Origin of the sequence: Rhizobium sp. SG2393, from assembly GCF_042610495.1 — a bacterium.
In the GTDB taxonomy this organism is placed as follows: Bacteria; Pseudomonadota; Alphaproteobacteria; order Rhizobiales; family Rhizobiaceae; genus RU20A.
In genome coordinates, this window is the sequence record NZ_JBHGAP010000006.1 from 142,754 (window position 1) to 156,431 (window position 13,678).

A 13,678-nucleotide genomic window follows, 5' to 3' on the forward strand; every position below is an offset into this window, starting at 1 on the left:
GAAATGCACTACAGGATGTCGCGTGATCAGGGATTCACGCGACATCCTGTAGAATCTTGTTTCCGCGTGTCTTTTTCCTGAAACCGCTGCACACTTTCAGGAGACATGCCTTAGAACTTCAGGCCGATCTTGATGCTTCCGGCGTGCGAACGCGTTTCCTCGCCGAAGGTGCCCTCGTAGCGCAGCTTCACCTCCAGCCGTTCGTCATGGAACACGGTCAGGCCTGCCGCGAGCGTCGCCTTCACGTCCTCGCGCTCGGAGGTCACGCTGTGCTTCAGGCCGGCCAGCGAGCCGCTGGCGAAGGATTGCGTCATCGTCTGATCGGTGAGCGCAACGAGCGCGCCTGCCTCGACATAGGGGCGCAGCAGCCAGCCATCGTCGAGCGTGATCTGCGTTCCGAACTGGATTTGCGGGTGGAGGTCGGCGAAAAATTCGGTGTTGGCATCGACCTTGAGGTCGAGGCTTCCGGCCCCCTGTTCCGTGTAACCGAAATCACGGATCATCGACATGTCGAGATCCACGGTCGGAATGGCGAAGACCGATCCGAGATCGAACTGGCGGGCCAGCCTGAGACGGCCGGAGAGGCCGAGCGTTTCCTGTTCGGAACGCGCCGTCAGGCCGGCGAAGGGAATGCCCCGTTCGCCTTCCCCCCAGGTGTAGGAGCCTGAAAGCGCGGCGCTGGCCAGCCAGCCATCGCTCGAATATTTCAGCACCGCGCCGGCATGAAGGCCCTGCCGGTCGGCGCTCAGGGTCTCGCCGGAAAGGCTGGTCACGTCGTAGCCGAAGCCGAGGCCGAAGCGCCAGTCTTCGGAAAGGGCGACCTGCCGGCCGAGGGAAACGCCGCGCGTGCGTGTGACGGTGCCGCTTGCCAGATCCTCGCTGTTGCTTTGCGTGCCCTTCAGCCAGGTGCATTCGCTTTCGCTGATGGCGGCGTAGAGGCCGTATTCGGTGCCGCAGCTGTGGATGTTGCCGATATGGGAAATCGCTGCGGCATGATGACCGCCGGTCGCACCGAAATGGCCGGAGGCATCGGTGTTGTCGGAGATCACCTTGTCGAGGCCGGCCACCGTCGTCTGGTTCGCGGCGTTCAGCAGGAGCGCGTGGAGTGCCTGGTCTTCCGCGCTGACGGCTTCGCCCGCCATCCAGCGATCGACGAGCGGATCGGCGAGCGTGGCAATCGTCCGGGCATTGGCGGAGAGATCACGCACACCGGCAAAATCGGCGCTCACCCGGTCCAGCCACAGCTGGTTTCCGGCCCGGCGGACGCTGAAATCGAGCACCGGCGTATCATCGATGATGGCGCCACCGTCGGTCAGCGAACGGCTGGCCGACAGGAGTTCGACCGGCCGGGCGAGCGTGCCGAATTCGCCGAGATAGGGGCGGATCTGCGACCCCTGCTGGAGCGTGATCTCGCCGGCCCGGATCGCGGCGGCAGCCGTTTGCTGGGGGCGGATTTCGAGATAATGCGAGGCGCCTTCCCTCGCACCGCTGGCGGCACCGGACAGCGTATAGGCGGCGGCCCCCTCGACCGCGCCGTCGATCACGCCGGCATTGGTGACCGTCGTCGCGCCGGTGAAGCGCAGGCTGCCCTCGACGCCGCCGCCGGCCGCGATGTCCACCGTGCCGCGGCCTGCGGCCCAGACGGCATTGTCGAGGCTCCCGAAAGTCTGCACCTTCTCCCCGTTCGCGCCGACGGCCGCCACGCGGCCGAAGATGGAGAGCTGGTAGGCGCCGAGACCGTTGACGATATGGATGGCGTCGGTCGCCGTCCTCGGGTCCCGGGCCAGAACCTTGCCGGTGTCGCGCACGACGATGCGGTTGGTCACGGTCGTGCTGCTGTCGCTGAGGTCGGTCAGGCCCGTCTCTTCCATTGCATTGGTGTTCTGGGTGCGGATGCCCGCGCCATGTTCACCCGATGCCTCAACGGTGCCGGCGACGCTGACATCGACGGCGACATCGTCACGCCATTTGGAGACCAGGTAGATACCGGAGGCGCCGGCGCCGCTGACGGAGATCTTGCCGGTGGATGTCTGGCCGGCGCCGACATAGTTCGCGTGGCCATCCCGCAGGTTGCCCAGAATGGAGAGCGTCTCGTCGGCCTGGACGACGACGCTCGGGCCAAGCGAGGAGGTGGCGAAGATGCCGTGCGCGCCGGCGCCCGACGTTTCGATCGTACCGTCCGCCTCGACCGAGACACGCCCCGCAACGGCATGCTGCGAGGGATCATAGGCATTGGTCGTAAAGCCGTCCGTTCCGTTCAGCAGGGCGAGACCGCCGCCCGTCGTCGATTGGGCGAAAATGCCGTGCGAGCCGGTGCCGCTCGTCGAAATCAGGCTTGCGGCATCCATGCGGACGGTAACCGGGCCGCTGCCATAGCCTGTCGTGCCCTTGTTGAGGATGATCTGCGGCGTGACGGTTTTCCCGCCATTGACGGAGAGAATGCCGCCGCCGCTACCCACCGACTGCGCCAGCACGCCGAAGGCGAGATCGCCTGTCGTGCGGATGGCGCCGCCCGTCAGCATCACATTGGCCGAGCCATAGCCGTCGCCATAGGGGAAATCCGCCTTGCCGAAGGTGGCGGAAACCTGTCCGCCCGCGACGCGATCGAGATCGCCGATGGACATCAGACCGCCGCCGGCCGCCACCGACTGGGCGAGAATGCCATGCGAGAGATCGCCGCTGGTGGCAATCAGGCCCGTATGGGTGACGAATGCGTCTCCGGCACGGACATCGATGCCATGCCCCAGGCCAAGGCCGAGATTGAGCTGGATGGCTTGACCGCTCGCGACATCGTAGAAGACCTCGCCGCCGCCCCCGCCGATCGTCTGCGCCATCACGCCGATGGCCTGGTCGCCGGCCGTTGCGATCCGGCCGGTATTGACCATCGTGACCGTGCTACCCCAGCCATATTGGGCAAACCCGTCGCGATAGCCGTTTTCGCTGCCCAAGAGGACATCGAGCGTCTGCTGGCCGATGGTGATGCCATCGTCATGGACGACGCCGGCAATACCGCCGCCGGAACCGATCGACTGGCCGACCATGCCGTGGGCGAAATCGCCTGATGTCTGGATGCCGGCGCCCGTCACGCTGACGTCCACCTGTCCGCCATCGGCGCGCGTGCCCGTATTCGTGAAGCCTGCGAGCGTCAGCGTTGTGCTGGCCGAGGGAATGGAGGATGCCATGGCCGCGCTGGCGTGATTGGCGCTCAGCAGGCCGCCACCGCCGCCGATCGACTGCGCCACGATCCCGCGTGCGCCATCGCCGCGTGTCGTGATGGCTACGGTGTCGGCAAGCTTCACCGTGACGATGCCGGTGCCCAGTAGCGAGGAGACCGCCCGCGACCCGAGAATGGCCGAGAGCGTGTGCGTGGTGGCGCCGTGGGCGGTCGGAAGGCCGGCAAGCGGCGAGGACAGATCATCGCCGCTGACTGTTGCGACATCGCCGCCGCCATGGCTGATCGCCTGCGCGACGATGCCAGAGGACAAGGCGCCGACCGTCGCGATCCGGGCGGCATCCAGCAGGCTGACGGAGACGTCGCGCGCGCCGCCCGCCGCGCCGTCCAGCGAGCCGAGCTGGTAGGTGCCGGAGGCGTTCAGACCGCTCTGCCCCGGCCCGGCCGGAAGGGTGCCGCGCGCCGCGTTCACGGCCGTCTGCGCGCCATAGGTCTTCACGTCGGAGAAGGTCCCGCCGCCGCCGCCGATCGACTGGGCCAGAATGGCGTGGGCGTTTTCACCGTATGTCTGCACGGTGCCGTATTCGGTCACCTTAACAGGGCCACCCGTGCCGCCGGTGCCGGCCCCGGTCGCGCCCAGGAGCCGCGTGACGGCCTCGGCCTCGACATCACCTTCGGAAGGGGCGTTGTCGGGATCCTTCTTGTCGATCAGCTGGACGACCTGAACCACGCCCGAATTGCCGCCGCCGCCGCCCACCGACTGCGCCAGGATGCCGGTGGAGCGGGGGCCCTTCGTGACGATCACGGTCTTCATGTCCTTGATGTCGGTGAAGGTCACCGCGCCGCCATCGCCCGCCGCAGCACCACTGCCGCCCATCACGGCCTTGCGGTCCTCGGAATCATCCTTGGAGACGCGGTCATATTCAAAGACGGTGCCGCCATTGCCGCCGCCGCCGCCGACGGACTGCAGCAGGACACCGGCCGAAACGGCCCCTTCCGTCAGGATCGAGCCCGCATTGGTGGCGTTGACGGTGCCGCCATGCATGCCGGTGCCGCCATTGCCGCCGACGGCGAGTTCCGTGCTCTTGATGGTGACCGCCGGGCCATCGCCGACCTTGGGCTTGCTGCCCTTGGTGTAGGACAGAAGCAGGCTCGTCCCGCCATTGCCGCCGCCGCCGCCGATCGACTGGGCGAGCATGCCGGCCGACTGGTGGCCGAAGGTCGTGATGATGCCGGCATTGTCGAGCGTCACCGTGCCTCCCGTGCCGCCGCTGCCGCCGCTGCCGCCAAGCGAGACATCGGCCGAGGAGGTGAGCGCCTTGGATTTCCCGTCATCGGTCGAGGCCGCGGAACTGGATGTGATGCTCAGCACACGCGATGCACCGCCATTGCCGCCGCCGCCGCCCACGGATTGCGCGATGATGGCGGCGGCGTGGTCGCCGAGCGTCGTGATCGACTGCCTGTTGCTGACGGTGACGGCACCGCCCGCGCCGCCCACGCTGCCGTGGCCGCCGAGCGCCACATTGCCGGAAACGGTCTGGCTGCCCTGCCCCTTCGACAGCATGTCGCGGGAAAGACTGAGGGCCGCAATCGTGGACGAGCCGCCATTGCCGCCGCCGCCGCCGATCGACTGGGCGAGGATGCCGAGCGCGTGGTCGCCGGCCGTCAGGATATCCGCGCGGTTGGTTACGGTGACGGTGCCGCCGGTTGCCCCGGCACCGCCTTCGCCGCCGAGCGCGATATTGGCGCTGTAGGTCTTCTGCGCATTCTGCGTGACGACGGCCGAGGCCGCGATGGCCGCGCCGCCATTGCCGCCACCGCCGCCGATCGACTGGGCGAGAATGCCGAGCGAGCCGCTGCCGGTCGTGGTGATGCTGGCGCCGCTGTCGATGGTGACGGTTCCCCCCGTGCCGCCGGCCAGACCGCCGCCGCCGAAGGCGACGCCGCCGCCGAGCGAGACGTTGGACGTGCTGCCGGGCGTGGGCGCGGCCTTTGTCAGATCGGCCGTCACCGTGACCGCCGCGCCGCCATTGCCGCCGCCGCCGCCGATCGACTGGGCGATGATGCCGGTGGAGAGATTGCCGGTCGTGGTGATCGACCCGCCGCTTGGCTTGATCGTCACCGCCTGTCCGGCGCCGCCCGCACCGCCGCCACCGCCGATGGCGACATTGGCATTGAAGGCAGAGCCGCCCGTTGCGGTCATGCCGACATCGATGGCCGTGCCGCCATTGCCGCCGCCGCCGCCGATCGACTGGGCGACGAGACCGCTGGAATTGTCGCCGGCGGTGACGATCCTGCCCAAAGCGGTTCCGGCCTCGTGAACGAGGATCACGCCACCCGAGCCGCCGGCACCGGCACCTCCGCCGATCGCCGCGCTCGCCCCGATCGCCGTATCACCGCCAAGCGATGCCGTGACATTGATGGCCGAGCCGCCATTGCCGCCGCCACCGCCGATCGACTGCAGCAGAAGGCCCGTGGCATTGGCGCCGCGCGTTTCCACGTCGCCGCTGAAGGTCAGCGTCAGCGTTCCCGCCTGCCCGCCGACCCCGCCGCTGCCGCCGATCGCGGCCGAGGCATTGGCCGAGACGGCACCGCTTGCGGAGACGCCGATATGGGTGGAGCGCCCGCCATTGCCGCCGCCGCCTGCAATGGATTGCAGGATGACGGCGCCCGAATTGTCGCCCTCTGTCAGGATACGGCCGGTGCCGGCCAAGCTGACGGCGCCGGCAAGGCCGCCATCACCGCCGCTGCCACCCATGACCAGCCCGAGATCGGCCGAGAATTCGCCACCCACCGATCCGCTGAGCGAGGCGGCCGCGCCGCCACTGCCGCCGCCGCCGCCGATCGACTGGAGAAGAAGCCCGGCGGAGTTGGCGGAATGGGTGGTCACGGCTGCGTCGTTCGTGGCCGTGATGGCACCGCCTGCGCCGCCCTGCCCGCCCGAGCCGCCGATGGCGACGCCAAGCGAGAGACTGCCGACCGGATTGCCCGAAAAACTCTGCGTGACGGCCGTGCCGCCCTGCCCGCCGCCGCCGCCGATGGACTGCACGAGCAGGCCGGGCGAATTGCTTCCCTGCTGCGCGGCGATCGCCGCGGCGTTTGCTGCCGTCGCCGCATCCGCAGCCGGCAGGCTCGCCGCTGGCGCCGCACGCCCGGCGGTCTCGGTGCCGGTGACGATCGATGTTCCCGCGTCGAGGGTGACGGTCACCTGCCCGCCATTGCCGCCGCCGCCGCCGGAACCGCCGATCGCGATGGTGGAGCTGATGCCGGGGCTGATGGCCGTTGCCTTGGCCTGACCGCCAACCCCGCCGCCGCCGCCGATCGTGTGGATGAGCACGCCGGCCGCGTGCATGCCCGTCGCCCTGATCGTCGCGTTGTTCTGAAGATTGACCCTCACGTCTCCGCCATTGCCGCCCTGGCCGCCGCTGCCGCCCACGGCGACCGCGGAAAAGACCGAGGTTGCGGAAGCGCTGCCGCCCAGGCCGCCGCCGCCGCCGATGCTTTCGATCAGCACGGCGTGCGCCAGGTCGCCTGTCGTTTCGATGGATGCCCGGTCGCGAAGGGTCAGCGTTATCTGGCCACCATTGCCACCATTGCCGCCATTGCCGCCGATGGCAAGCGACGTGAAAAGGCCGCTGGCGCTGGCATCGCCGCCGCGCCCGCCATCGCCGCCGATCGACAGGAGATGGGCGCCCACCGACAGGTCGCCGCTCGTCGCGATGCGGCCGTCACCCGTCTGCGTCAGCGTGACGTTGCCGCCCCTGCCGCCATTGCCCCCATTGCCGCCGACCGCGTGATGGCCGCTGTCATTGCCGCCCGCCTCGCCATTGCCGGCGATGGACGCGGCATAGACGCCGCCGGCAAAGTTGCCCTGCGTGACGATTGAGCCCGCATTGCTGATGTCGATCTGGCCGGCACTTCCACCACCAACGCCCTGGCCGCCGTCATCACCACCCCTGCCGCCATCGCCTGCCCGCGATTCCACCGCGACGCCATCGGCGGAGGCCTCCGCGGTGGACATCGTCCCGCTGTTCTCGATCGAGATATCGCCGGTGACGCCCGGATTGCCGCCGTTGCCGGAGCGATGCTGGACATTCGTGCCGTTGCCGGCGATGGCATCGATCCGCAGCGCATCCTGCCCCGCGCCATAGGTCTCGACCGTCCCGAAGTTCTTCACGGAAATCGGGCGGGTATCGCCAGCGATATTGGAATAGCCCGCCTTGACGTTGCCGGCGCTGCCGGCCACGGCGTCGATGCGGATGCCGTAGGAATCGCTGATGTCATTGCGCATGCGGGCAATGATCCGGCCGGTGTTTTCTACCGTGACACCTCCTGTAAAGCCGCCATGACCGGCCTTTCCGATCGCATTGTCCTCCGGCGTATAATCGCCGCCATCACCCCCGCGCACCCTCACGCCGATGGCGGTGCCGGCGGTCTCCAGCAGGCCCTGGTTCGTGACAGAGACATCCCCGGTATAGCCGCCGGATCCGCCCTGGCCGCCGCTGGCAGTCGTGGCCCCGCCCGGACCGCCTTCGCTCGTCACCAGAATGCCGCTGGAGGAGAGGGTGGCGGTTGCGAAATTGGTGATGGAGACCGCACCGCCTCTATTGCCGAAGCCGCCATTGCGGTCGTCCCCGCCGCCGGTGGACACGCCGCCGGCGCCGCCTCTCGCCGTGACCGCAAAGAGATGATCGGCCGAGACGGTGCCATGGGCTTCCAGCCGAACGTTGCCTGCAGCGCCGCCGTCGCCCGGCGCAGGGGCGGAGGCACCGGCACCCCCGCTGACCCAGACATTGACGGCGCGCGACAGATCGCGCGTCGCGCAGGCCACGTCACTGCCCGTCCCTCCGCTCGTGCCTCTGCGGTCATCCAGCATCTGGCCGGTACGGCCGCCTGTGCCCAGAAAAACAATGCCCGTCCCGTTGGTCGCGCAGGCGCTGAGAACGCCATCGGCCAGCGCCGTCGAGGTCATCAGGCTGGCGGCAAGGGAAAGCGACAGGCGCGATGCGACAGCAAATACGCTGGAAGTCCTGCACCGCGTCATCGCTGCCCCGAATCGCTTTGATATTCGGGACAGAATTCGGATCGAATGTGATGCCGTCAATTATCGAATTCATCTTCTTTAGATAATACTTCCGGTTCATCCCGTCCGTGTTGTGTTTTCCATCGAAGCCTTCCGGGTGATCACGCGATCACCTGCAAAGCTCTATGCTTCTGTTTTTGCCGAATTGTCTGCCGCCGAAGCTGGAACGCTTCCGCTGCAATGCCCCGTGCTGCCGGCCGCAGGAGGTGCCGGGACGGCAAAGCGCCATCCAATCGTCGCGCGTCGGGCAGCCCTCTTGAAATGGGCCGAAATCAGTGCATAGGTAAGATGTCAGACCAATTTATGAAGGCCCGTGTCCCATGGTGCGATCCGCCGACAACGCGTTGATCCAGCCGCTTCCGCCCGCCGACCGGGTGGTGCAGGTGGAAAAGGCGCTGTCGGACTTTGTGGAGCGGGCCGGCCTCGCGCCCGGGTCGCGCCTGCCGACGGAGCGGGAAATGATGGTGGCGCTGAATGTCGGGCGCTCGACGATCCGCGAGGTTCTGCGCAAGTTCCAGGCGCTCGGCGTCATCGAAAGCCGCAAGGGCAGCGGCACCTATCTGCTGAAGCCGATTTCGGCCGCCACCGTGCACATGCCGATCTCCATCGACGCCCAGAGCCTGCGCGATGCGCTGCTGATGACGCTGGAAGTGCGCCGTGGCATCGAGATCGAAGCCTCCATGGCAGCCGCGCGTCGCCGTACCCAGGCGGACATCGCCATCATGGAGGCGCGGCTGGTGGAAATGGAGACTGTCCACCTCGCAGAGGGGACCTCGGGCAAGTCCGACCTCGCCTTCCACCTTTCCATCTATGATTCAACCCACAACCCCCTGTTTCGCCAGCTTCTGGAGCAGATGCGCGAGGGTTTCGAGCGCTTCTGGTCCAAGCCCTTCGACCGTCCCGATTTCGCGGCCCGCTCCTTTCCGTTCCATCGCACGCTGTTCAACGCGATCGTGGCCGGGAATGCCGAGGCGGCGCGGGAGGAAACCCTCAAGATCCTCTCGATCGTCGAGGAAGACATCAAGGACATGTCCCAATGAACCAAGGCTTCGACCCCTCAGAGCTCGCATCGCTCATCGTGGCGCATGATGGCCCGCACGCCTTCGAGGCCGTGGTGCCGCCGATCGTGCAGACCTCGCTCTTCACCTTCTCGACCTATGAGGAGATGCTGGAGACCTATCGCGGCGAGAAGGTCCGTCCCGTCTATACGCGCGGCCTGAACCCCACGGTGCGCATGTTCGAGGAGATGCTGGCAAAGCTGGAGGGGGCTGAAGATGCGCTCGGCTTTGCGAGCGGCATGGCCGCCATTTCCGCCGCCGTGCTCTCCTTCGTCGCTCCCGGCGACCGGATCGTCGCCGTCCGCCACGTCTATCCCGATGCCTTCCGTCTGTTCGGGACGCTGCTGAAACGCCTGAAGATCGACGTGACCTATGTGGACGGGCGCGACGAAGCAGCCATCGACAAGGCGATGACGGGCGCGAAGCTTCTCTACCTCGAAAGCCCGACGAGCTGGGTCATGGAAGCCCATGACGTGGGCGCGCTCGCGGCGATCGCCCGCAAGCACGGCGCGGTCTCCGTCATCGATAATTCCTGGGCGAGCCCGATCTTCCAGAACCCGATCGCGCTCGGCGTCGATCTCGTCGTGCATTCGGCGTCCAAATATCTGGGTGGCCACAGCGACGTCGTCTCCGGCGTGGTGGCCGGCTCGAAGGCGATGATCGACCGGCTGCGCGCCGAGGCCTACCCCTATCTCGGGGGCAAGATGTCGCCCTTCGATGCCTGGCTGCTCATTCGCGGCCTGCGGACCCTGCCGCTGCGCATGAAGGCGCACCAGGCATCGGCGCTGGAGATCGCCGGCCGGCTGCAGGCGCTCGACGTGGTCGAGACCGTCTGCCATCCGGGCCTTGCCAACCGCCTGCCGCCGGGGCTTACCGGCACATCCGGCCTGTTCTCTTTCATCTTCAAGCCCGGTGTCGATATCCGCGCCTTCGCCAACCACCTCTCGCTCTTCAAGCTGGGCGTCTCCTGGGGCGGGCATGAAAGCCTGATCGTGCCGGGCGAGGTGGTGCTGGAACAGAAGGCGCAGCCCAATTCCGCCCACACCTTCGGCATCGACGCGCGCTCGGTGCGCCTTCATGTCGGCCTCGAAGGCACGGAAGCGCTGTGGGCCGACATCACCGACGCCGTCGCGGTGGCAACCAAGGCCGCCTGATCACCTTGAGACTTCACCATAACAAACCGGGAGCAGCAAAATGAAGAAACTGATCGCAGCCGCCGTCTTTACGACCCTGATGGCGGGAACGGCACTGGCCGACACCACCCTGAAGCTGGTGGAAGTCATCACCAGCCCCGAGCGCACGGAGACGCTGAAGAGCCTGACCGCCAAGTTCGAGGCCGCCAACCCCGGCACCAAGGTCGAGATCATCTCGCTGCCCTGGAGCGAGGCCTTCCAGAAGTTCGCGACCATGGTCTCGGCCGGAGACGTGCCCGACGTGATGGAAATGCCCGATACCTGGCTTTCTCTTTACGCCAATAACGGCATGCTGGAGAGCCTGGAACCCTATCTCGCCAAGTGGGAGCACACCGCAGGCCTTACCCCGCGCGCCCTGGAACTCGGCCGCGACGTGAAGAACACGGCCTACATGCTGCCCTACGGCTTCTACCTGCGCGCCATGTTCTACAACAAGAAGCTGCTCGCCGAAGCCGGCGTGACGGAACCGCCGAAGACGCTGGAAGCCTTTGCGGACGCCTCCAAGAAGATCTCCGCCCTGCCCGGCAAATACGGCTACTGCCTGCGCGGCGGTCCGGGCGGGCTGAACGGCTGGGTGATGTTCGGCGCCTCCATGGCCGGCTCCAACGCCTTCTTCACCGAAGACGGCAAGTCGACCTTCGACAGCCCCGGCTGGGTCAAGGGCATCACCTATCTCGTCGACCTCTACAAGAACGGCTACGCGCCGAAGGACAGCGTCAACTGGGGCTTCAACGAGATCGTCGCGGGCTTCTATTCCGGCACCTGCGCCTTCCTCGACCAGGATCCGGATGCGCTGATCGCCATCGCGCAGCGCATGAAGCCCGAGGATTTCGGCATCATGACCATGCCGAAGGGCCCGGATGGCAAGACCTTCCCGACGATCGGCTTTGCCGGCTGGTCGATGATGGCGTCGTCGGCCAACAAGGATCTCTCCTGGAAGCTGATCGAAACGCTGGAGGGGCCCGAGGGGAACATCGAGTGGAACAAGAAGACCGGCGCGCTGCCCGTGCACCTGTCGGCCGAGAAGGACCCCTTCTATGCCAGCCCGCAGTTCAAGGGCTGGTTCGAGGAACTGGCCGACAAGGACGCCGTGCCGACGAAGATGCCGACCTATCTGGAAGAATTCGCCTTCTTCAAGGATTCGCTCGTCATCAAGACCTCGCAGGAAGCGCTTCTCGGCGACATCACGCCCGAGGAACTCGCCAAGCAGTGGGCCGACTACATGACCAAGGCCCAGCAGAAGTTCCTGGCCACCAAGTAAGCCTTGCCTGAACCCGATGCCCGGAGACATTGGCCTCCGGGCATCCCTGCCGTCAGCGCCGCCACCGCCTCGGGGTCGCGGCCGATCCCGATGACGGGCGCGCGTGAGCGCTCCCGGTCACCATTGCGCGAGGAGCCATCCATGTCACACCCATCGACCGGGCGATCCCGGCCTGCGGGAAAATCCGCGCTTCGCCGCTTTGCCGATGCGGCCGAACCCTGGTTCTACAGCGCGCCGGTGCTCTTGCTCATCGTCGCCGTCATGCTGGTGCCGCTGGTGCTCGGGCTTTCCTATGCGTTCCGCGACATCCAGCTCCTGAACCCTTTCTCCGGCGGCTTCGTGGGGCTCGATCATTTCAAGGCGCTGGCCGAGGACGAGGCCTTCTACCGGGCGCTGCGCAACACGCTGTGGTGGACGGGAGCGTCGGTCTTCCTGCAATTCGTCTTCGGGCTGATCCTCGCGCTGCTGCTCGACAAGCCCTTTGCCGGCAGGGGCCTCGCGCAGGCGCTCGTCTTCCTGCCCTGGGCCGTGCCGACCTTTCTGGCTGGCCTCAACTGGGCCTGGCTCTTCAATCCGGTGATCGGCCCCCTGCCGCACTGGATGGCCGCGCTCGGCATTCTCCAGGCACCCGACAATATCCTCGCCGATCCGCATCTGGCCATGTGGGGACCGATCATCGCCAATGTCTGGTGGGGCATCCCCTTCTTCGCGATCACGCTGCTGGCTGCGCTTCAGGCCATCCCGCGCGATCTCTATGAAGCCGCCGAGATCGACGGCGCCGGGCCGCTGCAGCGCTTCCTCTCCATCACGCTGCCCTTCCTTGCGCCCACCATCGCCATCACCATCCTGCTGCGCACCGTGTGGATCGCCAATTTCGCCGACCTCATCATCGTCATGACCAATGGCGGGCCGGCCGACCGGACGCAGATCGTGGCGAGCTACATCTTCACGCAGGCCTTCCGCCGGCTCGATTTCGGCTACGCCTCAGCCATCGCGCTGGTGCTGCTCATCCTGCTGCTGGCCTATTCAATGCTGATCGTCATCATCCGCCAGCGCCTGATCGAGAAGGATTGAGCCCCGTGTCCGGCAGACTAGTCCTCACCATCGCGCACCGGCTGGCGATCCTCGCCTACATCGTCTTTGCGCTCTTCCCGCTCTTCTGGCTCCTCAAGGTGTCGGTGACGCCGAACGACCTGCTCTACAGCGAGGGCGTGCGCCTGTGGCCATCGCAGGCGACGCTCGATCACTATCGCTTCGTCATCGAGAACAGCGCTTTTCCGACCTTCTTCAAGAACAGCCTGATCGTCGCCGGCTCCACCTCCCTTGCGGTGACGGCGCTCTCCTCGCTTGCCGGCTACGCCCTGTCGCGTTTCCGCTTCCGGGGCAAATACGCCATCGTCGCGCTGATGCTGATCACCCAGATGTTTCCGCTGGTCATGCTGGTCGCGCCGATCTTCAAGATGCTCTCGCCGCTCGGGCTCACCAACAGCCTGACGGGTCTCGTCATCGTCTACACCGCCTTCAACGTGCCGTTTGCGACCTTCCTCATGCAGTCCTTCTTCGACGGCATTCCCAAGGATCTGGAGGAAGCGGCGATGATCGACGGGGCGAGCCGGTTCGTCGCCTTTCGCGAGATCATCCTGCCGCTGACGCTGCCCGGCATTGCCGCGACACTCGGTTTCGTCTTTACGGCCGCCTGGAGCGAACTGCTCTTTGCGCTGATGCTGATCTCGGGCAATGCGAGCGCCACCTTCCCGGTCGGCCTTCTCACCTTCGTGTCGAAATTCTCCGTCGATTTCGGGCAGATGATGGCGGCGGGCGTTCTGGCGCTCATCCCGGCCTGCCTCTTCTTCCTGCTCATTCAACGCTATCTCGTGCAGGGCCTGACGGCCGGCGCGGTGAAAGGGTAAT

6 protein-coding genes are annotated in these 13,678 nt (G+C 66.7%); 5 read left to right on the forward strand and 1 reads right to left on the reverse strand.

The features are described 5' to 3' along the window. Positions 1–110: 110 nt before the first annotated feature. Complete coding sequence (locus tag ACED18_RS14330; RefSeq protein WP_377293346.1) at positions 111–8,216, reverse strand: hypothetical protein; 8,106 nt, start codon at positions 8,214–8,216, stop codon at positions 111–113. 359 nt (positions 8,217–8,575) lie between these two features. Between ACED18_RS14330 and ACED18_RS14335 the strand changes: the two genes are divergently transcribed. From ACED18_RS14335 to ACED18_RS14355, 5 genes are all read left to right on the forward strand, one after another. Then, positions 8,576–9,295, forward strand: coding sequence for a FadR/GntR family transcriptional regulator (locus tag ACED18_RS14335; RefSeq protein ID WP_377293348.1), 720 nt, complete (start codon positions 8,576–8,578; stop codon positions 9,293–9,295). Then, on the forward strand, positions 9,292–10,467 hold the full coding sequence (locus ACED18_RS14340; protein WP_377293350.1) for a PLP-dependent transferase: 1,176 nt from the start codon (positions 9,292–9,294) through the stop codon (positions 10,465–10,467). Before ACED18_RS14335 ends, ACED18_RS14340 begins: the two co-directional genes overlap by 4 nt. 40 nt (positions 10,468–10,507) lie before the next feature. After that, on the forward strand, positions 10,508–11,767 hold the full coding sequence (locus ACED18_RS14345) for an ABC transporter substrate-binding protein (protein ID WP_377293352.1): 1,260 nt from the start codon (positions 10,508–10,510) through the stop codon (positions 11,765–11,767). Positions 11,768–11,908: 141 nt separating this feature from the next. Then, entirely contained in the window at positions 11,909–12,841 is a 933-nt protein-coding gene (locus ACED18_RS14350) for a carbohydrate ABC transporter permease (RefSeq protein ID WP_377293354.1), read from the forward strand. 5 nt (positions 12,842–12,846) lie between these two features. Then, entirely contained in the window at positions 12,847–13,677 is an 831-nt protein-coding gene (locus ACED18_RS14355; RefSeq protein ID WP_377293356.1) for a carbohydrate ABC transporter permease, read from the forward strand. The last annotated feature ends 1 nt before the right edge of the window (position 13,678 follow it).

Excerpts from the sequence above, each read along its gene's own strand:
- ACED18_RS14335 (WP_377293348.1), top strand. The coding sequence starts at position 8,576 with ATGGTGCGATCCGCCGACAACGCGTTGATCCAGCCGCTTCCGCCCGCC.
- ACED18_RS14340 (WP_377293350.1), top strand. The coding sequence starts at position 9,292 with ATGAACCAAGGCTTCGACCCCTCAGAGCTCGCATCGCTCATCGTGGCG.
- ACED18_RS14330 (WP_377293346.1), bottom strand. The coding sequence starts at position 8,216 with ATGACGCGGTGCAGGACTTCCAGCGTATTTGCTGTCGCATCGCGCCTG.
- ACED18_RS14350 (WP_377293354.1), top strand. The coding sequence starts at position 11,909 with ATGTCACACCCATCGACCGGGCGATCCCGGCCTGCGGGAAAATCCGCG.
- ACED18_RS14345 (WP_377293352.1), top strand. The coding sequence starts at position 10,508 with ATGAAGAAACTGATCGCAGCCGCCGTCTTTACGACCCTGATGGCGGGA.